The organism is Chryseobacterium sp. MEBOG06 (genome assembly GCF_021869765.1).
Lineage (GTDB): Bacteria > Bacteroidota > Bacteroidia > Flavobacteriales > Weeksellaceae > Chryseobacterium.
In genome coordinates this window covers 3,506,029-3,532,050 of the sequence record NZ_CP084580.1, presented here as the reverse complement: position 1 = coordinate 3,532,050, position 26,022 = coordinate 3,506,029, and the positions used below count along the sequence as shown (strand labels likewise).

24 protein-coding genes are annotated in these 26,022 nt (G+C 34.4%); 9 read left to right on the top strand and 15 right to left on the bottom strand.

Annotation, left to right across the window (positions count from 1 at the left end; genetic code table 11):
• Nucleotides 1–4: 4 nt before the first annotated feature.
• Together dcm and LF887_RS16220 are read right to left on the bottom strand one after the other, a co-directional pair.
• Nucleotides 5–1,309, bottom strand: a complete 1,305-nt coding sequence (gene dcm / locus LF887_RS16225; protein ID WP_236855296.1) for a DNA (cytosine-5-)-methyltransferase — start codon at nucleotides 1,307–1,309, stop codon at nucleotides 5–7.
• A 14-nt stretch (nucleotides 1,310–1,323) separates the two neighbouring features.
• The gene (locus LF887_RS16220; protein WP_236855295.1) at nucleotides 1,324–1,542 is read right to left on the bottom strand and encodes a helix-turn-helix transcriptional regulator; all 219 of its coding nucleotides are present in this window, start codon (nucleotides 1,540–1,542) and stop codon (nucleotides 1,324–1,326) included.
• 182 nt (nucleotides 1,543–1,724) lie between these two features.
• Between LF887_RS16220 and traM the strand changes: the two genes are divergently transcribed.
• Nucleotides 1,725–2,162: a conjugative transposon protein TraM gene (gene traM / locus LF887_RS16215; protein ID WP_236855294.1), complete on the top strand. Its 438-nt coding sequence runs from the start codon at nucleotides 1,725–1,727 to the stop codon at nucleotides 2,160–2,162.
• A gap of 135 nt (nucleotides 2,163–2,297) precedes the next feature.
• Here traM and LF887_RS16210 read toward each other — a convergent pair whose 3' ends face one another.
• The 12 genes from LF887_RS16210 to mnmE all read right to left on the bottom strand — a co-directional run bounded on the left by LF887_RS16210 (nucleotide 2,298) and on the right by mnmE (nucleotide 13,964).
• A complete protein-coding gene (locus tag LF887_RS16210) occupies nucleotides 2,298–3,026 on the bottom strand; it encodes a hypothetical protein (protein WP_236855293.1) in 729 nt (242 codons plus the stop codon).
• Nucleotides 3,027–3,056: 30 nt separating this feature from the next.
• On the bottom strand, nucleotides 3,057–4,388 hold the full coding sequence (locus LF887_RS16205) for a GIY-YIG nuclease family protein (protein ID WP_236855292.1): 1,332 nt from the start codon (nucleotides 4,386–4,388) through the stop codon (nucleotides 3,057–3,059).
• Between the two features lie 14 nt (nucleotides 4,389–4,402).
• Nucleotides 4,403–4,612 carry a hypothetical protein gene (locus LF887_RS16200; protein ID WP_236855291.1) on the bottom strand — a complete coding sequence of 70 codons (210 nt, stop codon included), beginning with the start codon at nucleotides 4,610–4,612 and terminating at the stop codon, nucleotides 4,403–4,405.
• A 10-nt stretch (nucleotides 4,613–4,622) separates the two neighbouring features.
• Nucleotides 4,623–6,440 carry a type IV secretion system DNA-binding domain-containing protein gene (locus LF887_RS16195; RefSeq protein WP_236855290.1) on the bottom strand — a complete coding sequence of 606 codons (1,818 nt, stop codon included), beginning with the start codon at nucleotides 6,438–6,440 and terminating at the stop codon, nucleotides 4,623–4,625.
• Nucleotides 6,441–6,444: 4 nt separating this feature from the next.
• On the bottom strand, nucleotides 6,445–7,287 hold the full coding sequence (locus LF887_RS16190) for a relaxase/mobilization nuclease domain-containing protein (protein ID WP_236855289.1): 843 nt from the start codon (nucleotides 7,285–7,287) through the stop codon (nucleotides 6,445–6,447).
• Nucleotides 7,284–7,586 carry a plasmid mobilization protein gene (locus LF887_RS16185; protein ID WP_168237402.1) on the bottom strand — a complete coding sequence of 101 codons (303 nt, stop codon included), beginning with the start codon at nucleotides 7,584–7,586 and terminating at the stop codon, nucleotides 7,284–7,286. Before LF887_RS16185 ends, LF887_RS16190 begins: the two co-directional genes overlap by 4 nt.
• A gap of 124 nt (nucleotides 7,587–7,710) precedes the next feature.
• Nucleotides 7,711–8,541, bottom strand: a complete 831-nt coding sequence (locus LF887_RS16180; protein ID WP_236855288.1) for a toprim domain-containing protein — start codon at nucleotides 8,539–8,541, stop codon at nucleotides 7,711–7,713.
• A 214-nt stretch (nucleotides 8,542–8,755) separates the two neighbouring features.
• Nucleotides 8,756–9,985 (bottom strand): primase-helicase family protein, encoded by a 1,230-nt coding sequence (locus LF887_RS16175; protein WP_236855287.1) that lies wholly within the window; start codon nucleotides 9,983–9,985, stop codon nucleotides 8,756–8,758.
• A gap of 88 nt (nucleotides 9,986–10,073) precedes the next feature.
• A complete protein-coding gene (locus tag LF887_RS16170; protein ID WP_168237404.1) occupies nucleotides 10,074–10,358 on the bottom strand; it encodes a helix-turn-helix transcriptional regulator in 285 nt (94 codons plus the stop codon).
• 99 nt (nucleotides 10,359–10,457) lie between these two features.
• A complete protein-coding gene (locus tag LF887_RS16165; RefSeq protein WP_236855286.1) occupies nucleotides 10,458–11,282 on the bottom strand; it encodes a hypothetical protein in 825 nt (274 codons plus the stop codon).
• Nucleotides 11,279–12,418: a site-specific integrase gene (locus LF887_RS16160; RefSeq protein WP_236855285.1), complete on the bottom strand. Its 1,140-nt coding sequence runs from the start codon at nucleotides 12,416–12,418 to the stop codon at nucleotides 11,279–11,281. The genes LF887_RS16165 and LF887_RS16160 overlap by 4 nt, the downstream gene beginning before the upstream one ends.
• A gap of 160 nt (nucleotides 12,419–12,578) precedes the next feature.
• Nucleotides 12,579–13,964, bottom strand: a complete 1,386-nt coding sequence (gene mnmE, locus LF887_RS16155) for a tRNA uridine-5-carboxymethylaminomethyl(34) synthesis GTPase MnmE (protein ID WP_236855284.1) — start codon at nucleotides 13,962–13,964, stop codon at nucleotides 12,579–12,581.
• A gap of 451 nt (nucleotides 13,965–14,415) precedes the next feature.
• Here mnmE and LF887_RS16150 point away from each other — a divergent pair, with 451 nt between their 5' ends.
• Nucleotides 14,416–15,432 (top strand): hypothetical protein, encoded by a 1,017-nt coding sequence (locus LF887_RS16150; protein ID WP_236855283.1) that lies wholly within the window; start codon nucleotides 14,416–14,418, stop codon nucleotides 15,430–15,432.
• Nucleotides 15,433–15,451: 19 nt separating this feature from the next.
• The gene (locus LF887_RS16145) at nucleotides 15,452–15,958 is read left to right on the top strand and encodes a hypothetical protein (protein ID WP_236855282.1); all 507 of its coding nucleotides are present in this window, start codon (nucleotides 15,452–15,454) and stop codon (nucleotides 15,956–15,958) included.
• Between the two features lie 200 nt (nucleotides 15,959–16,158).
• Here LF887_RS16145 and LF887_RS16140 read toward each other — a convergent pair whose 3' ends face one another.
• Complete coding sequence (locus tag LF887_RS16140; RefSeq protein ID WP_236855281.1) at nucleotides 16,159–16,629, bottom strand: Lrp/AsnC family transcriptional regulator; 471 nt, start codon at nucleotides 16,627–16,629, stop codon at nucleotides 16,159–16,161.
• Nucleotides 16,630–16,772: 143 nt separating this feature from the next.
• Here LF887_RS16140 and LF887_RS16135 point away from each other — a divergent pair, with 143 nt between their 5' ends.
• The 6 genes from LF887_RS16135 to LF887_RS16110 all read left to right on the top strand — a co-directional run bounded on the left by LF887_RS16135 (nucleotide 16,773) and on the right by LF887_RS16110 (nucleotide 26,001).
• Nucleotides 16,773–18,164 carry an MFS transporter gene (locus tag LF887_RS16135; RefSeq protein WP_236855280.1) on the top strand — a complete coding sequence of 464 codons (1,392 nt, stop codon included), beginning with the start codon at nucleotides 16,773–16,775 and terminating at the stop codon, nucleotides 18,162–18,164.
• Between the two features lie 120 nt (nucleotides 18,165–18,284).
• The gene (locus LF887_RS16130; protein WP_236855279.1) at nucleotides 18,285–19,034 is read left to right on the top strand and encodes a metallophosphoesterase; all 750 of its coding nucleotides are present in this window, start codon (nucleotides 18,285–18,287) and stop codon (nucleotides 19,032–19,034) included.
• Nucleotides 19,035–19,144: 110 nt separating this feature from the next.
• A complete protein-coding gene (locus LF887_RS16125; protein ID WP_236855278.1) occupies nucleotides 19,145–20,059 on the top strand; it encodes an AraC family transcriptional regulator in 915 nt (304 codons plus the stop codon).
• Between the two features lie 216 nt (nucleotides 20,060–20,275).
• A complete protein-coding gene (locus LF887_RS16120) occupies nucleotides 20,276–21,421 on the top strand; it encodes an efflux RND transporter periplasmic adaptor subunit (RefSeq protein WP_236855277.1) in 1,146 nt (381 codons plus the stop codon).
• A gap of 9 nt (nucleotides 21,422–21,430) precedes the next feature.
• Nucleotides 21,431–24,571 (top strand): efflux RND transporter permease subunit, encoded by a 3,141-nt coding sequence (locus LF887_RS16115; RefSeq protein WP_236855276.1) that lies wholly within the window; start codon nucleotides 21,431–21,433, stop codon nucleotides 24,569–24,571.
• A gap of 17 nt (nucleotides 24,572–24,588) precedes the next feature.
• On the top strand, nucleotides 24,589–26,001 hold the full coding sequence (locus tag LF887_RS16110) for an efflux transporter outer membrane subunit (RefSeq protein ID WP_236855275.1): 1,413 nt from the start codon (nucleotides 24,589–24,591) through the stop codon (nucleotides 25,999–26,001).
• Nucleotides 26,002–26,022 lie beyond the last annotated feature (21 nt).

The window sequence follows — 26,022 nt, the reverse complement described above, 5'->3', positions numbered from 1 at the left end:
TTTTCTATTTAGTTGTTTCTAACATTTTTTTGATTATTGCTTCCAAAACAGGAACTGCAACAGAGTTTCCAAGTTGTTTGTAGGCTTGATTATCCGAAACAGGGAATTTGAAGTTATCAGGATACCCTTGCAAACGTTGTGCTTCTAATACCGATAATTTTCTTTGTAAATCCCACAATTTAGGTACTCTGTTAGCAATAATTGTAGGAGCATAAGTTTCCTGACAAGCATAAAAGGCTTCTTGTATTTGTGTTTTTGCAATATCACCAATATGAAATCTTAAAGCTCCATCAGGCTTTTGGTAGGAAAAAACACCATGCTTCCCTTTTTTTGTGTTGGGCTTATATTTTGAATTGTCGTGTTGAACACGTTCTTCATTTGATTTAAAGTGAAATTCTATTCGCTCAATTTCAAATGGCGTTAATTTCAATTTTCTGTCGCTATTTGCCTCAGTATCTATAATAGATTTAAGCTTTACACCCCTCTTGTTACCTTTGGGGAATTCAAAATCAACTTTATCTCTAAATCCCACACAATACCATCTTTCACGATATTGAGGCAATCCAAAATCGTAGCTGTTTAATATTTCCCACTTTATAGTATATCCTAATTCAGTAAGCGAGTTTTCAATTACTCTTAGTGTTTGCCCACCATCATGAGATTTAAGACCTTTAACATTCTCTAATAGAAACATTTTGGGAGTAGTATTCTTTAAGATTTCCAAGATGTCAAAAAATAGCGTTCCTCTAGTTTCGTCGAATCCTTGTTTTAAACCTGCATAGCTAAAAGGTTGACAAGGAAAACCTGCACATAAAAGGTCGTAGTTTTTTGGAATAAATTTTTTTGTCTCGTTTTTGGTAATATCTCCAAATGGAGATTCACCAAAGTTAGATGCATAAGTTTTTTGTGCAAATTCATCCCATTCACTTGAGAAAACACAATTTCCACCAAGATTTTGAGATGCTAATCTAAAACCACCAATTCCTGCAAATAAATCAATAAACCTAAATTCAGGTTCCTCTGGCGATGGAAATGGAATATTTTCTATTTTATAATTGAATAATAGATACTCCATTGCATTTTCGGCAACAGAATTAGTTACTTCAACCTCAGGGTATTTCAATTCTAATAAATGTTTTAAGTACTGATGTGCACCTTTTTTGTAATATTTCGATATCCCGTTTTTACTATTATGCAGATAATGTGTCAATGACGCTTTTCCATAATCAAGGCTTTCGATTAATTTAGTTTTATAGGTTTTGTCATTAATTTCTTCTAATGATATCTTTTCTACTAATTCTAATTCCATTTTCATTTTACTATTTATGAAAGTTTTGCAGGAGTTTTAATTTTTTTTATTTCTGTCAATAATTCTTTAGCTTCGACATCTAATATTCTTGCAATTTCAAATAATATTTCAACTCTTGGTTGTTGTCTATTTTGAGTATAAGAGTTAACCATATTATAACTCTTTCCTAATTTTTCCGCAAGCCACTTTTGCTTAATACCTTTTTCTTCTAAAACTTCTTTAATTCTATTCATATTATTTAATAAATAGTTTTGACTTGGCTAATTTAGTGTTTTTTTATATCTCAAAAAATGAGATATAAAATGTGTTTCTTTTTTGATTTAACATATTAACATTAAATTTATTTAAAATTAAAATGTTACTTTTATAATATATTACAAAACCATATTTTTCACAAAATTAAATCATAAAAAATATGAAAAAAATAATAACAGCTATATTCCTAGTTATAGCATTTTCAGTATCTGCGCAAACATCTATCAAGACGGATGATAAGACCAAAATATCTTCAGAGAGTTTGCCGGATAAACAAATAAAAGCACGTATGTTAACCAGTGGTAAAATTCAAACCGGAAGCTCTTTAACATTGATTCTCTCTGAACCGACTTCAATTGCTGGTGTATCTACTAAAAAAGGACAAACAATATCTGGAATTGCAAGAGAACAAGATGGGAGACTTTATGTTGATGTTAGTACTGTCAAAATTGATGGTAAAGTTTATCCCGCTAAAATAAAAGTATATTCAGATAATGGAATAGAAGGATTTGGTCTTAATGGAAGAATGCCCAATTCTAAAAAGCCAATTGAAATTCCAAACACTGGTATGCATGCTATCGTAATGATTTATAGTTAAAATAATAAGTCCGACATATCTAATATGCCGGATTCATTATTTAAAAGTTAAAATTTTGAATAAAGGAACAACGAATGGCAAGCGTTTTGAAAAAACGAGTAGTCTGAGGAAGTGACGACTGAAAAATTTATTCGTCTAGAAATGATTTTTATTTAATTTATGTAGTAATATTGCGTTTTTAAGGTGAATGTAATCCTTATTCTCATTATATAAAACCTCCTTTTTTCTTTTTGAAAATTTAGCTATCAAATTATTTGTCAAACTAGGGATATATTTATTATAGTGGTCAACAAATTTTACAATTGCTGAAAAAGAACTAAAATAATATTCTTGAGAATTTAGTTGAATTATCCATAATGAAAACCGATAATATTTTCCGTTACCACTTTCTTCAATTAATGGATTAAATTTTTCTTTTACAAGAAATTGAAATAAATTATACATTTCCTGATCAAAAATATGTTCAACTACATCACATGTTATAAGTTCAAGGTTACTAAATTTAGCTTGTACATTTCTATGGTTTCCTCCTGCAATAAAATATTTTGAACCGTATTTAGAATAACCAAAATCATTTTTAGTCAGTTTTTCACTCCGACTAAATTCTAGAAAATTTTGATAATTATATTTTTCAGAAAATTTTTTCATATTATAAACCAATTCAATCCATAATGAACCACTATAGCTAGGGTGTAACGTTCCGATAACATCTTTGATATAAACAGAGTGTTCTTTTACTATTCTGCTTTTATTATAAAATTTGTAATTATCTATTTCAGATGAATCCAAAAGTTTTTCAAAACACCAATCCTCTAATTTAAAATTAGGATTAAATTTTTTTACGTTATTTATGAGCACTTCCATTTTATTTGTTAAAAATTATTATAATTTTTCTCATTCCCATGTCCATTCTTTTTTATCAAAATCATTTTCAAAATCATCAGGTATTTCCTCTTCATTTATAGCCTTTAACGATTCTACTTCTACTTTTACTTTTGTATTTTTATCTAATTTGACCTTTAACTCTTTACAAACAATTTCGATATCATCAAATAAACAGTAATATGTTTGCTTATCTTTTTCAAGCTCAATATAGCAAAACGATACGTCTTTTACTTCAAGTGAACTGATAAATTCTTTTTCACTAGTGTTTAATAAATGATATTTATATTGGAAAATGTAACTTTTAGAATATTTATCCGTGTCATTGAAAAATAGTCTTACTCCATTTTCATCCAGTCTTGTTATTGATAGGAAATTTAAAACTCGTAAATAATTTTCGACTTCAAAAAAACAGAAGCAAAACCTTTCCTTATAATCAAAATCGATATTCCCAAAAATAGAAACCCGTAAATTGTGGTTTTTTGCATTTTTTAAAAACAATAATTCATCCTTGTTAAGATTTTCAAAATATCTAGACAAAGAATAAACATTAAGTTCTTTGTCTAACTCCATTTCAATATTGGAATAAGAAATATCAGTTTCTATAAATAATTCATTAGTAGAATTATGACTATCAAAGAAAAAAGATCTTATAAGTTCTGTGATTTTTACAATATAAAGATCTCTTTCAGCAAAAACTGAATCTATATAATCTTGAAGCAGATCTTTGATTTTATTGTTGGCTGTTGTATTTCTAATAATCCTTAAGCATTCAATAATCTGGTTATTTTTTATATTCTCGATACTGAAATTAGGTTTTCGTTCAAAGTATTTAAAGTCATCATCAGCATAGTATACCATATTTCGATAATTTGCCCTTTTTGTTCTCATAAATTTTGCCAAGTCAATACTATCCGGATAGCCAATTCCTCTTCGTTCTGATTTTATTTGCTCTAAAAGATTGATTGCATTTTCTTTTAAGATCGCATAGTTTTCATAAGGAAAGTCTCCAGTCTTAAAAACATTAGAATATTTTACACTATTATTTTTTATTTTTTTGAGCAAATCAATGCTAGGAACATGTCCCTCTTTTAAACTCTCAATAAAATCCAAAACAATTTCTTTTTTATAAAACCATTCACCTGCAATATTTTGTTTCGAGAATAATCTTTTAATACGTGATTCTAAGGAACTTAAATCAGGATAATGGTATACATTGATGATTTCATTATCTTTTATACCTGAACCTGTTTTAATATTATTAAATCTACTTTTAAAATCCTGTGTAATTCCTACTTTAATTTTCTGTTTAAGTTCAATTACATAAAAATCTTTGTTTTCCATAATTTGATATTTTGTTATTTGGTTTTCTTTATAAAAATGATGTTGTTTTCAATTCGTTCTACTGTGGTGGTAATATGTCTGCCATTCAGATTAAAAGTATAGTAGTCTCCAATCTTAGGTTTAAAATCATTATCATATCGCTGAGTTTCCCTTTCTACCAAAATTATTTTGTCCGGTAATTCGAAAATTTGCTTTATAGTATAATTGATATGTCTATTATTCATTGTGTAATGTTTAAATTAAGTTTTTGCTTTCTTCAATAATTCTGAAATAATTTTCACTCATTTCTTTATCACTGACAAATTCTTTATAAGTGGGTTTGTCAGATGCAAAGTCTTCTAAAAATTGAGTTTTTAAAAACTCTTTTGGTTCCCCTTCAGCTATGATACCATAGAATTCTCCTGGGTTAAGATTAATTAAGTCACTAACTTTTACTCGGTCTCGTTCTTGAATGTTTTCACTTTTACTTTTGCTATCATTACTTTGAATGTGTATTACAGTTCCGCTTGTTCCTGTTCCTGTATTCTTATTAATAAAAGTTCTATCCTCTTTAGAAAATAGGGTTTTAACCATTTCTGCAGTCTTTCCATTAGTGACCCTACCAAAGAATTGATTTCCTAAATTAGAAATAATGATTTGCGCTTTATCTTGTCCATAATTGTCAACTAGCTGACTAAAGTCCTGTACTCCAAATATTGTCGCAATTTTATTGCTTCGAGCTGTGGCGGGAATTTGCTCTATGTTAGGGATGTAAATTGTTGGAGCTTCATCTAACAATACAATACTTTTCTGCTGTTGTGGTTTGTTCATTTGTCGCATACCCACACTTATAATTAGAGAGATTACAGGCGCATAAACCTGCGGAAGTGTACTATCATTCCCTAAACATAAAAATGTTGGATTCTTGGGATTATTTAAATTCAAATCAACATCGTTTTTTGACAAAATCCAGAATACATCTTTTGTATTTAGCTGTGCAACAGCTGTCTGAATGGTAGACAATATACCTGCAACTTGATTCTGTGCTTCATTTTCTAATGATTGTCGCAAGGAAGAAACCATTCCTCCGGCTTCATAATTTTGGGAAATTTTTAATAATAGTAATTTAATATCAGTGTGTAATAGTAAGCTAATTACATGAGGCAAAGTACAATATTCAGGATGTTCCTCTTTTAGCCACCATATTACTCCTGCAATAATCATTTTAGTATTATTTGACCAAAAATCAGCTTTCTTAATACTTTCAGGAATAAGGTTGTTGACCAATGCTTGTGAATATTCAATAGCAATAACGCTTTTTGTTAAATAGTGGGGTGCAATCGGATTGATCCTATCGCTTTGTTGAGGGTTTTTAAAGTCTACATTTTTAAGACAAACATTGCCATTGTAATAACTTGACCTAACCTTATTTGTTAATTCAGGACTTTTAAAATCGTAAAGAATACCTGTATATTCTTGCTGTGAAATTTGTTTGATAATAGGCTCAAAAATACTTGCACTCTTTCCAGAACCTGCACCACCTTGTATGTAAATTCCCCTGAATGGATTAGCTAGTTTTATGATTCCTGATTTTGTTTTAAAGTTTAAACTTTCATCATCAACCTCTTTTGCGAATTTTTGTATATGAGAATATTTTAGCTTGGGCTTACTTAGATCCCGGATAAGATAAAAAGCGGATATTAAAATTGGAGTAAAAATCAGAATTACTCCCAAATTTCCTAAAGATGATTTTGTTTTTTCTCCAATAAGCCCCGTTAAAAAGATAGAAAGTACTGTGAAAATTCCAACATATACGAGACCAGTTGGAATGCTCTTAAACTTCCCCAACTTATATACAATATGCCAGAACGACAATCCTAAAAGTGAAAAGCATATATTTAACCAAATTGGGGCTTTAACAAATAACCCTAAAGGCGAATGTGAATATTTTTCTGGTAAAAAATATTTAGTGACTGGTGCAGTAATAAACATAAAGTTTACTGCTATAAAAGCTATACAAGTAACAACTGCTAAAGCTTTTAATATCTGAGGTAAACAACCTAATTGATTCATAATTCTAATTTTTACTTATTCCTAAACTTTGTGATTTCTCTTTATTTTTTGAAGTTTCTAATTGTTTTTTCCGACTATTATCCAAAACAGAATTAAACTTATAATCCAAATCATACTTTAATTCTTTAGCCAGATTATTAGCAGACATTTCTCTTTTAATTTCAGACATCTTAAATTCTTGTCCTGATTTCTTATCATTTACAGTGAAACCTTGTATTTCCCCCTTCCTATTAATGGTTGGCTTTATTTCATGTCCTAAAGCTTTCATGTATTCCATATACTTGGAAAAAGTTTGGGGTTTGATCTTCATTACTTGGCTATGAGATTCAAAGATTTGTTTCTTTATCTCTTTGGACTGCATAATTTTATTTTCCTGATTTTTATGCATGATATCCCTTGCGGAGATTAACCCTCTTTCTTTTGCTATTTTGTGAACAGTATTTTGAGCTTTAAGAACAATGAAATTGTCTTTAATTGCCTTGTTTTTTTCGTCTATACGATTGATCAATAAATGAACATGTTTATGATTCTTTTCCGTATGTACAATTGCTAAGTAAGCTTGCTTTTCAGGGTTTACACCAATTCCTTTCATAAAATCATGGCTGATTTCCTTTAGCTCTTTATCTGTTAAATTCTGTCCGTCTTTAGGATCTGGGCTAATGTATGCCGTAAAGAATTTTTTATCACATGTGTAGTTTTCAGATTGCTGGATTCTGAAACTATTCATAATCTCTGTGGATGTTTCTCCATAAATGAGATTTCGATCTAATTCATATCCTTTATGCTCGGCAATTAAATAATCGACACCCTGCCGGCTTCCTCTTATGGATTTTGCACTTGCTGTCATCTTAGGAATTTTTGAATTTCAACTTTAATTTGTTCATTAATATTTTTTAACTCAGAAATCAGTTCCTCTCTATTTTCCTTATTTAAAATATTAGTTAGGTTTCGGAGCGCTGTACTGATAAAAGTCAAATTTTTCCAAGCTTCAATTTCTTCTTTTGAAAAGCGGAAATTCAAACTCTTATCTAACGAAGCTTTTCTTACATATTCAGAAGTTTTAAGACCTGTTTTTTCAGCCTTATCAGAAATCATTTTCTTTTCATTTTCTGAGACTCTGATTTCAATTTTCTTATTCCTTTTCATTGTAAAATTTTTGCGACCAACGGGAGCAAAACGAGAAGCCTTTAGGACTGAAAAACGAAATGTAGCGTAGCGGAATTTGGTTTTGTCAGGACAAAGGCACTTCTCGACCTATGCACCGTAATAACTAAAATGTTTTTTGCTTGTCAATAAAAAAGTCATTAAAATCTTTGTAGCCTTCGTATAGTTTTGAGCAATCTTCAGCATTAGAAAAACAAGATAAAATTTCGTTTTTTGACCTTTCTCCTGCCTTATCATTATCCAGAAAAAGCTTTATTGAGCTAAAATTTTGCAACTGTGTTTTTGCTTTTTCAAGCATAGAAACCGAGTTTAAAATCAATAAACTTTCAGCATTTGAAGTAGTAAATTCAAGGTATGAAAGAGCGTCCATAAATCCTTCAAAAACCGAAATTGAAGCATCTGATTTTTGAATAAAAGAAATATCTTTTGAGGTACATCCTTTATAAAAACTATTGCGTAATTCATAACCTCCGGAAAGGTTTCTAAAACCTATTGCATATAACTTCCTATTACTGATTGTAAATTTCACCTCATTAAGTAGATGATAAGATTTACTACTAATCCCTCTACTTTTAAGATATTTTTTGAGATAATAATTAGAAAGTGGTTTGACTTCAGTAATATTAATATTAGCTTTTGATAAATCGTTTTGCCTTTGAAAAGAAAAATTAAAGTTTTTTTCTTCTGCCCATGATAAAGCCTCGGAAACAGAACAGTTAAAGTATTTCACAATAAAGTCTGCCGTTTTTCCTCCTTTGCCTTCAGAAAATAGATACCATACGTTCTTATGTCTATCTATCTTAAAAGATGCTTCTGTTTCTAGTCCAAAAGGATTAAGAAACCAAGCTTCTTTTTCATTACATTTTACAGGTAGGTGTCCAAGCGAAGCCAGAACTTCTTCCAGTCTTATATTATTATTTAGAGTTTGGCAATTCATAAAATTCGGGTTTATATTAATTGGAAATTTGATGAATTGATGAAAAATGAAAGTAAGTGGCTTGTTTTCAGATGTTTATTATTTCATCAAATACTCATCAATTCATCAAACAATTGTTTAATTGTCTCATCGTTATCTCATCAAAAAGTGTTAATTTTTATTTTGATGAGCTTTTGATGAATTATAATTTGTTATTAATTAGATGTTTATACATCTATCTCATCATTTCATCAGAAATTTCTGTAATGAAATTTCTGTTTACTGTAAAGTATCTTCCAATCTTATTTAGCTGATAAAAGCTTCCATTATATTCAATATCATATTTTACATAGGCTAAAGAATTATTTTTCGGTTCTATTTTCCAGTTGTTCTTCAATAGTTTTCTAACATCAGACACCGACCAGTATGCTTTAAACATAGTTTTTAACATTGATACTATATCCGTTGGAGTAAACTGTATTTCGTTTTCATCAAAATTTTCAAAAATCTCATTGAAAAGTTCTATCATTTGTCTCTCAAGTTTATTGTTGTTTCTCCAAACCAGTTTTCGTAGTGCATCGGTTTTAATTTCATTAGGAGAAAACCACATTCTTGATTTTTTTTCTGTTGTAAATGGATGTGTTAACAGAAAAGAGAGGAAATAGGGGATTTCATTGACCAGCTGATGTAAGAACTCTGTATTTTCTTCTTTGATAGGTTTTACTTTAATAATCCAAAACCGGATTTCATTTTCGTCTATCTGGATAAAATTGTCCTCGTTATTCGAACAAAGTATAAACTTTGCGAAAAAATCAATTTCTTCTCTGTCGTGCCCCTTTCTTTCAATTTTATCTTTATCCGTTGTGGAAAGATATTTTAAACGTTCTGTGATTTCTTTTCTGTCAAAAAATACTTCATCAATGGCAACAATAAGTTTAGCTGTCCAATCTGCATTGAATTGAGAACTAAAGGAATCCCCTTTAATATAGGTCATATTAAGTCCGAAAATAGCTTTAAGCCACTTTATCATTGTCGTTTTTCCGGTCGCTCTCTCTTTACTTACTAAGCAAAGTATTGGTAGATATTGAGTAGGGAGTTCTAGAAGGATTTTTAGGTAATCTATCCCCAGGAGAAATTGATTGCCAAAAATATGTTTTAGAAATAAAATTGATTTTTCAATTTTTGGAGAATCTATATCAACTTTTTCTTCAACTGGTTTAAATGGCAGTTCATTGTAAGTATTGTAAAAATTACCAATTATCCTCTCATAATTTAGATTGTCGGGAATACAAATAAAATCATCAAGTTTAGGAATATTACTTATAAAATCTTTACCATGATCAGTAATTATTGTTTCTCTGTTCCATTTTGACATTAGAGAAATTGTATCACCTGATATTGTTGGTTTTCGAATGATCTTATAGTATGATGTTCCCACACGTATATATGGATTTTCCTCGTTCATAAGTAATTGGATTATAAATCCGTATATTTGTACTACGGATTGATTAGACAAAAGATATAAGCGTAACTACTGCAATAGTTGCGCTTTGTTATTTTTGAGATTTGAAAATATAATTTTCAGCTTCTTCAGTAATTTCCGTATCGGATTTAGAATAGTTGCTTCTTAGCCAATTATCTATTTTAGACTTTTCAAAGAATAAAGTCTTGCCGTTTGGTTTTGAATAAGGAATAATATTAGAATGTACGAGCTTATAGATATACGATTTACTAAAACCTGTATAATCTGCAAGTTCTTCAACATTAAAAATACTTTTTGCACCGACTAACAATTTTTCAAGTCGGTTAAGCTTTTGTAAGATTAGGTTACTTTCCATTGCTTGTTTTTTTTGGATTTATGACAGCAAAGGAAAGACTGTGATGTAAGTGAAAAAATACTCTGATACTCTAAAAGTCCCTTTTAGTAGGAGTTTAGACTATCTTTTTAGAGTGTTACGAGGTAATATAAAGTTGGTGTATGCTCCATTAATAGTATTAAAGGAAATCTCTTTAATTTCTTCTTCTTCAAATTTTACAAAATTATCCGTAATGAAATTCATTAAGGCTTTTCTTTTCTCTCTCGAAAATTTAATTTCACCTCCTTCAATTACCGCATGTAACACTAAAAAAATTCCGGTATATGTAATGCTATTTTTGCCAGAAGTTCCAACCCATTTAATTCTAGAGTCCAATTTCTCTCCTTTTAAAAGTTTTTTAAAATCTTCTATTGAGCTTTTATCTATATTACTTTTATTATCATCTATTAGAGAATCTAAAACTTTTGAATCTGATATCATAATCTTGATATCATGACTAACAATATTTTTAAGTTCAGGAAGAATTAGGGTTTCAAATTTTTTAGACCAAATTAATCTTCCAACCACAAAAGAACCAATGAGAAGGTAAAAAATAAGTGAAAGACGATTTAGTATTAGTACATAATCATTTTTGTTACTTGGAAAGTTTGTAACGACTAGATATAATACTCCAAAATAAACTATATATATAAGTATTCTTGGTCTTTGAATTCTTTTATCCCACCAGCTGTTATCTATGCAAAGAAAATAATTTAGAATCCATTTAATATTAACTTTAAAAAAAGGATAAAAGGTAAATAGTATACAAGAAAACAAGAGTAGTTTTAATAAAAAAACTCTATCTTCTAAAGAAAAGAAATAAATTCCCCAGAGTAGAAGTGCTGAAATAGCAATAATTAAAGCAATAAATAAATATGCCTTGATTATAAAACGGTTCTTTTTCATAATTTAATTTTAAGTTCAGGAATTATTTCGGCGGTCTCTTTCATCTTTTTATCTACAATTTTGGCATAAATTGCTGTTGTTCTAATTTCACGATGACCTAATCTTTTAGAGACAGTATAAATATCTGCTCCGTTTTCTAATAATAAAACAGCATTTGTATGTCTTGCACTGTGAAATGTTATATGTTTTGATATACTTGCCCTATTACACCATCGGACAATTTCAGTATTATAAACCATCCCATATTTAAGTCCACGAAAAACCCTATCTTCCGGAGACTGTCTTTCACCAAGTAGTTCTCTTGCTTGTTGAGAAATGTATAAATATTCAACTCCATCTGTTTTTTCCTGGCGGAAGTTGATTTTGCTTATTTCTCCCTCGTCTCTTACCTCTGACCAAACCATTGTATTAATATCACTCCATCGAAGCCCACTTAAACAAGAGAACAGAAAAGCACGTTTGAGTACATCATATTTACATTGAGTACTGGCTAGGGCTTGCAACTCATCAAATGTTAAGTATTCCCTTTGACTTTCAGCCTGTTCAAATGATTTTATTTTACTGGCATAATTGATAGAAAGGTAGCCTTCATCAAAAGCGTTCCTTAATGATGCTTTAAATTTGTTGAAATAAGAATATTTAGAATTTTGGGATAATGGAAGATCACTCTTAGTTTTTGCTTCGTTGTCAAAATAATTTCTAATCTTTTTAATAAAGTTTTCCTCAACTTCATCAAAAGTAAAGTTTGGTGATATGATTTTCTTTAAATGCTGTAGGGTAGAAAACCAGTTTCCATAATTGTTAGAAGTATCTTGTTTCTGTTTCTCTTCTGTCTTTTCAGAAAAATACTCAAGAAATCTTCTTTTGGATTTGCTAGTGTTCTTTATATCAAATTTTCCCTGTACATATTCTGCTTTGCGTATTGAAAGAATATTTTCTGCCAGTTTTTCATTTTCTTTATTCTCTTTTTTTTCTTGAGCAGTTTTAGGAAATTGGTATAAATAAATTTTTAAATACTCAAAATCCCTAAGATGAATCCTTTTTCCTGACGAATCACTTGTTGAGCCTTTATAGTATTCAATATAAAGACTAACCATTCCATTTTTAAGTAGCTTTTGTTTAAGAGTAATTTTCATACAATATTATTACAGATGTACACTTGTACACCTTTTATACTGAAAGGTGTACTAAAGATGTAACAAAAGTAAAAACAAACTCTTAAATAAGAAAATAAAAACAGGTTAATTTACTGTAAATCAAACAAAAGAAAACAAGGGAAACTAAAAGAAAATGAATTTATTTCCCGATACAGAACTTAGAAAAGATATTCCCCAGCACCTCATCATTCGTTACTTCCCCGGAAATTTCCCCGAGATGTTCCAAAGCATTTCTAAGCTCGTAAGCCAATAGTTCTGTGGATATCTGGGAAGAAATAGCTTCTTTTACTTTATCTACGGCATCCAGAGATTTACGTAGGGCTTCAAAGTGACGTTGGTTGGTAATCACAACATTACTTTCTTCAGTCTTTAAATGCTCCACATAAGAAGATAGTTCATTTTTAAGATCCTGAATGTTTTGATTTTCCACTGCTGATATTTTAATAAAATCAAATTCGTGGCCAATTGCATTTCTAAAGATATCTTCTACAACTTCATATTTGGTTGGAATTACTTCATCAATTTTGGTGGCACAGATAATAAGTTTCAGATCATCCCTTAATAAAGATTGAATCATTTCAATATCTTCTGAGTAATCCTCAGTAGCGGCATCGGCCAGGTATACAAGGATATTGGCATTCTCTACCTTTTCTTTGGCTTTCTTTACTCCAATAGCCTCAATTTCATCTATCGTATCACGAAGTCCTGCCGTATCGATGAGTCTGAAAGCGTGGCCTTTGATATGAAGGATTTCTTCAATAGTATCACGGGTTGTTCCGGCAATATTACTTACAATCGCTCTTTCTTCTTTCAACAAAGAGTTGAGTAGAGTAGACTTTCCGGCATTTGGTTTTCCGATGATGGCAACGGCTGTTCCGTTTTTTATGGCATTTCCGTATTGGAAACTTTCAATCAGGGAGTTTAATTTTAATTCGATCTTATCCAATAACCCATTTAGTGCAGTTCTGTCTGCAAATTCTACATCTTCTTCAGCAAAATCAAGCTCAAGTTCAATAAGGGAAACAAAATTCAGAAGATCGGTTCTTAAAAACGATATTTCGTTGGTAATTCCCCCTTTCAGCTGATTGATAGCCACCTTTCGGGAAGCTTCATTTTCAGAGGCAATCACATCGGCAATTGCTTCAGCCTGGGAAAGGTCAATTCTGCCATTGATAAAGGCGCGGAGTGTGAATTCTCCGGCTTTAGCCATTCTAGCTCCATTTTTGATCAGGGTTTCAAGAATACGTTTTCCGATATGCGGAGAGCCGTGAAAAGCAATCTCAACAGAATTTTCAGTGGTGAAACTTTTCGGAGCCAGAAAAATAGAAAGCATTACTTCATCAATAGCTTCTTCTTCATCCATGAAATAGCCGTAATGAATGGTATGAGATTTCTGTTTTTCCAGCTTTTTTGCCGGAAAACTTTTCTGAACTATTGGTAATGCGTTATCTCCTGAAACTCTGATAATGCCTAAAGCACCTATTCCATTGGCGGTAGCCAGTGCACATATGGTATCGTTATTCATGCTGCAAATTTACACTTTTTAATGTTAATTTCTCACGAGGACTGTTATTCAGATTATCTATTGTTTTGTTTAAATAAAATAATAGTGATGTTTTATTATATAAATAAAATTCAGAAATGTTTTTATGATTTATTGTGTTGGCAATCAGAGTGATATGTTTTGATATGAAGTGTGCTTTTTATTCAATAAAAAATCAATATGTATAAAAAATAACATTGAATTTTTAAATAATATTAGAAATAACTTACAATTAAGTGTAACTTTTCAATGATATAATGTATTGTTCATAAATAGATTATACAACTGTTGAAGATGAGTTTGGTATGTTAATTGTTTATTAGCCGGTTCTTGATATTGAATAATTATATTTTTGGCTAAAAAATGATAATAATTTGTTAAAATTTTATAAATATACATGAATAGCTTATTTATTTTAAATATTAATAAAAAAATGATTTTTTTATTAATGCTTGTCTTTTACAGTGTTGCCGGCGCGCAGTGTATTCCCTATACAGGGCAGGCAATGACAAGCGGGAGTACCTATTGTCTAAACGGAAACCTTACTGTGGGAAGTAATATAAGTATACCGAATGGGGCAACACTTATTATCCAGTCCGGGCAGTTGCAGTCCGTGAGTATCCAGGTTGATGGAGTGTTGGACATCAGTCCGGGAGCAAGTGTAAAGTCCATAGGTTCTATTCTGATAGGAACATTTGGAAGTAATCTGAGTTCAAAGGTCATTTTGGGAGAGAAATCATTTTTATCACTCGGTGGATCTGTAGTTCAGGGAGACCCTTCTTTTTATGGAAATTATCCTAATGTGACTTCCACTATTGAAATGGGGACTAATAGTGTAGTGGAAATATGTGGAACATTTACTCAGCAGTCAACCACTTACCCTTCTGTTAAATATGTAGGGATACCTACCGGTAAAGCTTACTGTATTGCTAAAGCAGATGTAAGCGGCGGGGGCGGCGCTTCGGTGATCAGTAATGACAGCCAGATTGTAGCAATTGCTATGGGATCTGTAACTGGTCTGGGGATGGGGAATTCGAGCTTCTGCGGTCCCAATGCAACACAGGCTCTGTGTCCCGCTTTATGGCCTGAAGGTCTGTCAGGAGATAAATTAAGCTGTGGTAACGCACCTATTATTATTGATGATATGGATGGGGTGTGTACTAAGCTGCCTACTTCAGGAACTCCGGATGGCTTTACCAGTTTTGGAATTACTGTACAGCAGAAAAGCTCATCATGGCCGGGGAATATTCCTAATGGTTTTCTGGCTATGGAGTCAAAAGATAAAGGTTTTGTGATTACCAGAGTGCAGCATGTAAGTCAGACCCCGCAGCCCGGAGATGCTATCGCTGAGCCGAAAGAAGGAATGCTTTTATACGATATCCAGGACAAATGTGTAAAGCTCTATAACGGGACCCAGTGGAAATGTGTAGAAAAGAGCTGTAATGATTAATTTAATTGATAAAGTTAGTATGAAAAATATAACAATAGCAGTTGCTCTGATTTTTTTTAATATTTCTTTTGCTCAGGTAGCAATAGGGAAACAAACAGTTGACGGGAATAGTACAGTGTTGGATTTTGATAATATATCAGGAAATACAAAAGGGGTAATTCTTCCTGCAACATCGGGATTTCCTACAGGATCGCTGGTAAATGGAACGTTTATTTTTGACGTTACGGATAATAAGATTAAAATGTATGAAAATGATCTCTGGAAATCTTTATCAGATGCTGGTGACTCAAGTTCGGTTGTTGCCAATAATTCCTCAGAACTTGGAAAGGGAGTTGTTATCGGGAACTCTTCCAGTACGGCAGATGGGGTGTTGGTGTTGGAAGCTCCGGATAAGGCCATGATTCTTCCTCAGGTTGAAAAACCTCATCTCAATGTGAAGAACCCGTATCCCGGAATGATATGTTATGATACAGCGAGTAAGACATTAGCGGTTTTTGACGGGAAACTCTGGAATTATTGGAAATAAATTTGGTGCAAATACAGGATTAAGTCTGATTTCTAAACTTCACGCTTACAATAAAAGCATAATAACGGATTTGTACATTTGTACAGAACAACTTCCCTGATTAGAAGAGGTTTTCTCAAAAGTACCTTCTCTTGGACTCCCGTAGGACAGTTTTTGTCATTTCTGAGATTTTACCTTTTGAGACCGCTTCTTTTTATTTATTAAACAATCTGTGCGCTTTCCTTTATGCTGCTCATAACGAAAATACTCTTCGTCTGTCCAATGCCTTCAATTTCAGAAAGCTTGTTCACAAAAAACTCATGAAACTCATCCATATTTGGAGAAAGTATTTTAAGCATAAAATCAAAGTCTCCGCTGATGTTATAGAATTCCACAACTTCTTTCAGTTTACTGACTTCCTCAATGAATTTTCCCGCAGTTTTTTTATTGTGGACATTCAGTGCAATCATACAGATCACCATCATTCCTTTATTCACTTTCTTACGGTCCACCACGGCTGTGTATTCTTTAATGATTCCCTGTTTTTCCAAACGTTTAATACGTTCATGAGTAGGAGTGGGGCTCAGGTTGATTCTTGCGGAAATATCACGCACACTCATTTTAGCATCTTTCTGAAGAAGGCGTAGGATGGACAAGTCTTTTTCATCCGGAATATAGTTTTCTGCTGCCATTTTGTTCTGTTTTAGAAGTTATTATTTGTAGGAACAGGTGTTTTGTTCTTTAAAATATTTTATATTTTTAATATTGTTCCAAATTTAATGTTAAATTTTTATATATGTTCTGTTAATTTTAATTTTGCAGGAAATTTGAATATATGGATACGAGGAAGAGTGTAATATTAATACTGGCATCAGTAGGAACTTTTGTAGAGGCGTTGGATATTGCTATTATTAATTTAACGATTCCCGCTATCCAGAAACAGTTTCAGATTGGAGCAGAGACCGTTCAGTGGCTGCAAACCCTCTATGTATTATTCTTTGGAGGATTCCTGATTATTGGCGGTAAGCTTTCCGACCAGATTGGAAGAAAGAAAATGTTTATGTGGGGAGCTTTGATTTTTATGCTGACTTCCCTGGGTGCAGGTTTGTCTGAGAGATTTGAAGTGCTGGCTGTATTCCGTGCCCTGCAGGGCTTGGGAGCAGCTTTAGTAATGCCTTCAGCCTTATCTATTGTTACCAATACTTTCAGAGGAGAACAGGAACGGAATCGTGCAATCGGAATTTTTAGCTCTTTTGCGGCAATTGGTTCCGGTAGCGGACTTTCGGTAGGAGGAATTATAAGTACTTATATGAGCTGGCACTGGGTTTTCCTTATTAATGTACCTGTTCTTCTTATAACGCTGGTGCTCTCATATTACTATCTGCCTGCAGATGAGAAAAATGAAACCGGTCAGAAAACAGATCTTATTTCCGGACTCATGATGGTACTGGGGCTTTTAAGTTTAACGTATGGAACCCATGAGCTGCTTCATATTAATGAACAACCCTTCCTTGTGGTAGGTTCGCTTATTCTTGCTGTATTTCTTTTGATCATGACGTTTTTCCGCTTAAAATCTGTTGCAGAACCTTTATTTGATTTAAAACTTTTTAAGCACAGGTCGCTGGTGGTTTCTAACTTGGCTTTCTTTGCCCTGGGAGCATTTTTTATCGGATTTTTATTCCTTATTTCCCTGATGCTTCAAAAAGATATGGACTATAGTGCTGCTTCTGCAGGGCTGATGCTTGTTCCCTTCAGTGTTGTATCGGCATTGACTGCAAAGTTTATTTTGCCTTATATTTCAAAAAGGCTAAGCTCTTCCCAGATGGGCGTGTTCGGATGGCTCTTTATGCTGGCGGGAGGATTGCTGTTATTAACATCAGTATATACAGGACACCCGCTGTCATTAGTTTTATTAGGTGCAGCATGCATTTCCGGAGTAGGAATGACATTTTGTTTTACAGCCCTTTCAGTAATGGGAATTCAGGATGTTGAACCTTCAAATTACGGATTGGCATCAAGTTTGAGTTCTACAAGTTACTTCCTGGGAGCTGGGATTGGATTATCATTCATGACCTTAATGAGCCAGGTCTTTCCTTCGGAATTTGCTGTAGGAAGCCTGAATCTGATTATCCTCATAGGGTATGCTCTTCTGGCGATCGGAATGTTATTTTATTTTATACTAAGAAGCTTAAAAGTGAAGCAGGCTGATGTAGCCGTTTTACCATAAGCGGCCTTAAAATTACACAAACTATATGAGAGAGAATCGGTGCTTAAGGTGTCGGTTCTTTTTTTTTCTACTTTTTTATTAATCTTTTGCCGGTTTTTTTCTGTTGCCTACTTTTGTGATATGAAAATACAAATCATCAGTGATCTTCATCAGGAATTCGGAAGTACGGAATTGTGTTTTGATAATTCCGATGTTGTTGTGCTGGCAGGAGATGTCAATCTGGGGACAAAAGGGATTGACTGGATTAAAGAGAAAATATCCGATAAACCGGTGATCTATGTCTTAGGTAACCATGAATATTATAAAGGTTCTTATCCAAAAACTCTGAATAAAATTAAAGAAGCTGCCCGGGATTCAAACGTCTTTGTGCTTGAAAATTCTTTTGTAGACATTGAAGATATCCGTTTTCATGGTGCGACTCTGTGGACTGATTTTTCAATCTTTGGAAATCCCATTCATTACGGAATGATCTGCCAGCCCAAAATGAATGATTACAAAATGATCAGGAGAGATCCTTCTTATTCTAAAATGAGAACAATGGATACCTTTAAAATTCATCAGATTTCAAGACAATGGTTAAAAGAAAGCCTTGAAACGTCAAAAGGACTCAAAAATATAGTGGTTACCCATCATGCTCCAGATATCCGGTCTGTTCCGGAAGAGTATAAAGAAGATCCATTGACTTCGGCCTACGCTTCCAATCTGGAAGATATAATAGCAGAATACCAGCCATTGTATTGGATTCATGGGCATATCCATACCCCAAACCGTTACAAAATAGAAAATACGGAAATCATATGTAATCCTCATGGTTACATCGATGAAAAATATAATGGCTATGAAAAAGAACTGATCATTGAAGTTATGTAGTAAAACTGTAAAAGAATAGATGGACGCATCCTGTTATTGGCTTCTTTGTTCTTTTGCGATTTCTCCTTTTACCGACAAAAGTATTACCTTCGTGTTATAATTTCCTTTCAATGGCTAAAAAAATCCTCCAGGAGCCTGAGTTTGTTTCACAGTTGGCTTTTGATGAAGTTTTGCAACAGGTAGAATTTGATCTTAGGATCAAAGAATTTGTGGTGATGGAAATTGACAGGGAAAATTACGCGATAAAGCCTAATATTCCTTATCGTGCAGACTATTTCTGTATTTTTCTCGTACAGCAGGGAAGTGTAAGCTTCAGGCTTGATGATAAAAGCTATGAAGTTTCAAAAGGAGATATTGTTTTTTGTCCCATTTCCGAAACATTTTGGGTGGATCAGATTTCTGACGATTACCATTCAAAATATATCTTCTTCTCACTGGACTTTATTTCTGATGCGGGTTTTAATTATAAATCCAATAATGTTCTGAAAAGTCTATCATCAGATCCTACACATATTATCAGAAATGAGCCGGATGTGTACAGGAAAATAACCTTTCATCTAGATGAACTGAAGGTTCTGAACAATAAGGAAAAAGAAAATTATTATTTCAATGAAATGATCTGGCATCACTTTTCGCTGGTGATCTACGAAATTGACAATTATTTTAAAAAGATAGAGAAGCCTCATGTGGTAACCCATAGAGAAGATGAGCTCACAACTGGTTTTTTTAAGCTGGTTCAGGATCATTTCAAAGAAGAGCATAACGTTCAGTTCTATGCTGATAAGCTTTGTATCAGTAGGAAATACCTTACAAAAGTGATCAATAAAGCCGTACTGAAATCCCCAAGAGATATCATTCATCAGGTGCTGGCAGTAGAAGCCAGGCTGCTGCTCAGGAATCCCAATCTTAATGTCAGTGAAGTGGCTGCCCAGCTTAAATTTTCTGATCAGGCTTCTTTCAGTAAGTTCTTCAAAAAGCATACAGGGAGATCTCCTTTGGAATATCGTAAAGATGATTTGTATTGATAATGAATGGGTTGTATTTGTAGGTGTCTTTTTGATAAAATCGTGTCTTTTTTTGATTCAAAATAGTAAATTATCTCATTTATTTTATCTATAAATGATATTTCTCATGTTTTCGAAAATGAGGAGTCTTTTTGACAAAATAAGGAGTTTTTTGAATAATCCTATTGAATTTTTTTCGCTCGATTTTTGTGCGGAAAATTTAAAAGGAATATTGTTATGCAAAGATTTTTTATTCAGAAATCAACCATACTTTTCCTCTCGCTCATTGTTTTGGCGGGATGCAGGAAAAATAATCAAAATCAGTCTTATCAACAGCAGGCACCGGAGCTTCCCGTAGAAATCGTGAAGCAGGGAGATGCTTCTGTTTCCAGAGAATATGCAGCATCCGTAGAAGGAATTTCCAATGTGGAGATCAGACCACAGATTACAGGATATTTAAGCAAAATTTTTGTAGATGAAGGAGACTTCGTAAGGGCAGGGCAGGTATTGTTCAAAATTGAAGATCAGATATTTCGTGAACAGTTGAAAAGCGCACAGGCAGCTTTGATTACTGCACAGGCTAATCTTTCAACTTCAAAAATTGATCTGGACAGGAAAAATGAACTGTTTAAAAATAAAATGGTTTCGGGGATTCAGGTCAAAGAAGCAGAGGCTGCTTATAATGCGGCAAGGGGAGCGGTAAGCCAGTCGGTTTCTTCCATCGAATCTGCTAAGATTAATCTTAATTTCTCTACGATTAAAGCTCCTGTAAGCGGGTTTATCGGAAGATTCAATTATCGTCTGGGAAGTCTTATGACGCCGGGTAATCAGGATCCGATCACTTTGTTGTCGGATATTCATCAGGTGTATACCTACTTCAGTTTAAGTGAAAATGACTTTAATAATTTTCAGAAACAATATGTGGGAAGCAGCATTGATGAGGTGATCAAAAACACCCCTACGGTATCGCTGTTGCTATCCGGTGGTGAAAAATATGCCGAAGCCGGGAGAATTGATGCCGTGGAAGGGCAGTTTAACAAAACTACAGGTTCTATTACTTTGAGGGCAAAATTCAATAACCCGAAGAATCTTTTAAGAAGTGGAAATACCGGGAAAATCCTTTTGGACCAGTTTTACAGCAATGTGGTTCTGCTTCCGATTGCTTCTACCAGAACCATTCAGGATAAAGTTTTTGTATTCACAATCAAAGGCGGGAAAGCGGCAATGCTGCCTGTTGAAGTAAATGGAAAAGCAGGAGATAATTTCATTGTATCCAAAGGTCTTAAAGCTGGGGATCAATACATTGTCAGCGGTTTCGACAGATTGCAGCCGGGGACTCCTGTAGTGGCGCAAAAGAAAAATGCTCAACAGAAAAAATCGTAAGAAAAAATCATGTTAAAGAAAATTATAAAAAGACCCGTACTGGCAACGGTTATTTCCGTATTGCTGGTTATTCTGGGGGTTGTCGGCATGGTCAGTCTGCCGATTACCAAATTTCCGGATATTGCACCGCCTACCGTTATGGTAACTGCTGCTTATCCGGGAGCCAATTCCGAAACCATTGCAAGATCAGTAGCACCGCCACTTGAAAACGCGATCAATGGAGTGGAAAATATGGACTACATTACTTCTACAGCGAGTAATGACGGAACATTAAGTATTACCGTTATCTTTAAACTGGGCACAGATCCAGATCAGGCGGCCATCAACGTTCAGAACAGAGTAGCACAGGTAACCAACCAGCTTCCGGCAGAAGTGATTCAGGCGGGAATTACCACCGTAAAAAGACAGAACAGTATGATTGCGATGGTTTCGCTGACCAGTAAAGATGGTTCTATGAACGATCTTTTCCTTGAAAACTATGCGAAGATCAATATTGTACCGGAACTGAAAAGGGTGAAAGGAGTAGGAGATGCCATGGTTTATGGGAATAAAGATTACTCCATGCGTATCTGGCTTGATCCTAATAAACTGACTTCATATAACCTTACACCTTCGGACGTTTCCCGAGCCATTCAGACCCAAAACCTGGAAGCAGCACCCGGAAGATTGGGGGAAAGAAGTAAGGAAGTCATGGAATACGTCCTTCGTTACAAAGGAAAATTCACTGAGCCGGAACAGTATGAAAATATTACCATTAAAGCACTGAATGACGGTTCTGTTTTGAAATTAAAAGATATTGCCAAAGTAGAATTCGGAGCATACAGTTATACGGTTTCTTCCAATTACAACAAAAAACCTTCTGTGACGATGGCTATTTTCCAGATGGCAGGATCTAATGCAAATGAAGTACAGATCGCCCTTCAGGAAAGAATGAAAGAACTGGAAAAATCTTTCCCCGAAGGAATGGATTATGAAATCCCGTATGCTACAAAAGAAGCATTGGATCAGTCTATTGAACAGGTAATTCATACCCTGATAGAAGCATTTATCCTGGTGTTTATTGTTGTATACATTTTCCTTCAGGACTTCCGTTCAACTTTGATTCCGGCCATTGCAGTTCCGGTATCTATTGTAGGAACATTCTTCTTTATGAAAGTTTTCGGATTCTCTATCAACATCCTGACACTGTTTGCACTGGTGCTGGCCATTGGGATTGTGGTAGATGATGCTATTGTGGTGGTAGAGGCCGTACATGCCAAGATGGAACATAAAAAACTGAACCCCAAAGCGGCAACCATGTCTGCAATGAGTGAAATTACAGGTGCTATTGTTTCCATTACCCTGGTGATGTCTGCGGTTTTCGTTCCCGTGGCGTTCATGAGCGGTTCCACAGGATTATTTTACCAGCAGTTTGCATTAACCTTAGCGATTGCTATTGTTATTTCTGCGATCAATGCACTGACGCTGAGCCCCGCATTGTGCGCTTTATTTTTAAAACAGCATCATCCGGAAACTCATGAAAAAATGAATTTCAAAGACCGTTTCTTTGCAGGATTCAATGCTGGTTTTAATAAACTGACATTCCGGTATGGGAAAGCTGTCCTGTTCCTTTTAAAAAGAAAATGGATCGCATTGATTATATTTGTTGTATTCGGTGGATTATTTGCGTGGATGTCTGTGACTACCCCTAAAGGATTTATTCCGGATGAAGACCAGAGTTTTATTATCGTAACCGCTAATCTTGCTCCCGGGGCTTCCAAAGACAGAACTTCAAAAGTGGTTTCAGATACAGAAGACCTCCTGATGAAAAATCCGGCAGTAGAAAAAGTAATTTCGGTAGATGGACTGAATCTTTTCAGTGGTTCTATGTCATCTTCAGCAGCTTCTATTTTTGTTAAATTAAAGAAAGGAGGAGAAAGAGGGCCTGTTCATAATATCAATGACATTATAGGACAAACTCAGGGAATGCTTTCTAAGGATAAAAGAGCCAATTTCCTGGTGATTAATACACCTACTGTAGACGGTTTCGGAAATACCAGTGGTATGGAGCTTGTGCTTCAGGATCGTACAAACGGAGAACTTCAGAACTTAGGAAATATTTCCTATGGAATGATGGGAGCGCTTATGCAGAGGCCGGAAGTGGCTGTAGCTTTTACAACATTTGATGTTACCTATCCGCAGTTTGAAGTACTTGTGGATGAAGTGAAATCTGCTCAGCTGGGAGTAAACGTTTCTGATGTGCTGGGAGTAATGCAGGGATATTACGGAAGTATTCAGGCTTCGGATTTCAACAGATTCGGGAAATATTACAGAGTACTGGTACAGTCCACACCGGAGACCAGACAGGATAAAGAATCTCTGAATGGTGTTTTCGTTAAAAACAATTTAGGCCAGATGGTTCCTATCAATACCCTGGTAAGCCTGAAGCAGGTAACAGGTGCAGAAGTGGTAGACCGTTTCAACCTTTTCAATTCTTCTAACTTAACAGTAATGGCTGCTCCCGGATACAGTACCGGACAGGCAATGGCTGCGGTAGAAGAGGTGAGCAAACAGGTACTTCCTCCGGGATATACTTATGATTATAAAGGAATGAGCCGTGAAGAAGCAGGTTCCAGTTCACAGTCGGTAATGATTTTCGGATTGTGTATTGTATTTGTATTTTTCCTTCTTTCTGCTCAGTATGAAAGTTATATTCTTCCATTAGCGGTACTTATTGCTATTCCTGTAGGATTATCAGGTGTGTTTGTAGGAATTACGTTTGCCGAGCTTTCCAATAACATTTATGTACAGATCGCTTTGGTAATGCTCATAGGTCTTTTGGCAAAGAATGGTATTCTGATCGTGGAATTTGCGATTCAGAGACGTAGAGCAGGGAAAAGTCTTATTGCATCGGCTGTTGAAGGTGCCAAAGCACGTCTGCGTCCTATTTTGATGACTTCTTTAGCATTTATTACAGGATTGCTTCCATTACTGTTTGTGGTAGGTCCTTCAGCAATGGGGAACCATTCTATTGGGTATGCAGCGATTTCGGGAATGCTTTTCGGGACAATCTTAGGAATTTTTGTGGTTCCGGTTCTCTTCGTGGTATTCCAGGCTTTGCATGAGAAAATCAATGGGAAAGAAGTAACGGATGCTGACTGGGAATATTAATTCAAATGATTTTAAAAATGAAAATTAAAAATATAGCCTATATCGCGCTCATTTCGGGTACAGCTGTTTCCTGTAAGGTTCAGCAATATGAACAGCCGGAAATCAAAATGCCTGAAGCTTATAGAAGTGACAGTATTGTGGCAGAACAAGATGAAAATATAGCGAAGATCAGCTACAAAGACTTTTTCAAAGATCCCGTTCTTGTAGGATTGATTGATAAGGCCATGATACAGAATAATGATCTTCAGGTGGCCTTAAAGCAGATTGAGTTTGCTTCATTAGCTTACAATCAGAGCAAATGGGGAAATATTCCTACAATAAGTGCCGGAGCCAATGCCAATATCAACCGTCCGTCAGACAACAGTATGAACGGAATGATGGCAGGACAGTTCATGGGAAAAAGATATATGGAAGATTATACTACATCTGTCAATTTTTCATGGGAAGCTGATATCTGGGGGAAGATTAAAGGAAGAAAAGAACAGGCTTTAGCTGAATATCTTAAAACTCAGGAGGCGGCAAAGGCTGTAAAGACACAGGTTGTGGCTGCAGTGGTTCAGGGGTATTATAATCTGCTGATGCTGGATACTCAACTGGAAATTACAAAATCTAATCTGACCTATGCTGACAATACCCTGAAGTTTCTGACTAAGCAGCAGGAACTGGGGCTTACAACAGCTTTGGCGGTGCAGCAACAGGAAATTGCAAAAGATCAGATTCTGAAATCTGTTCCAGCTATTGAAAGTTCTGTGACCTTGCAGGAAAATGCACTGAGTTTACTGACGGGCTCAATGCCCGGGAAAATTGAAAGAAGTGCAAGCCTCAATAATGTACAGTCTCCGGATCATATTGCAGCAGGGATTCCTTCAGAATTGCTAAGCTACAGACCGGATATCAAAACAGCCGAGCTTGGGGTAAGAAAAAGTGCAGCTGCCATTCATGTTGCAAAAATGAGTATGTACCCTTCATTGAATATTACCGCTCAGGGAGGAGTGAATGCTTTCCAGATCAGTAAATGGTTCAGTGTTCCCGGATCTCTTTTCGGAATGGTTGCCGGAGCAGTTGCCCAGCCTATTCTGAACGGGAAACAGCTGAAAACACAGTATGAGCAGTCTAAAGTATTGGCAGATCAGGCCGAAATAAGCTTTAAGCAATCGGTCTTAAAAGCCGTGGGAGAAGTGTCTGATGCATTGGTACAGATTCAGAAACTGGAAGAACAGCAGAAAATTTCTGAAGGACTGGTTGTGAAGACTAATGAAGCTGTTAAGAAAGCTGATTTGTTATTTAAATACAACTCAGCGACTTATGTGGAAGTAATCATTGCTCAGACCAATAAGCTTCAGGCAGAATTGGAACTGGCTTCTCTGAAAACCCAGAGACTGAATGCCATAACAGCCCTCTATCGCTCTGTAGGAGGCGGATGGCAATAAAGTAAAATTGAATCTGCTTCG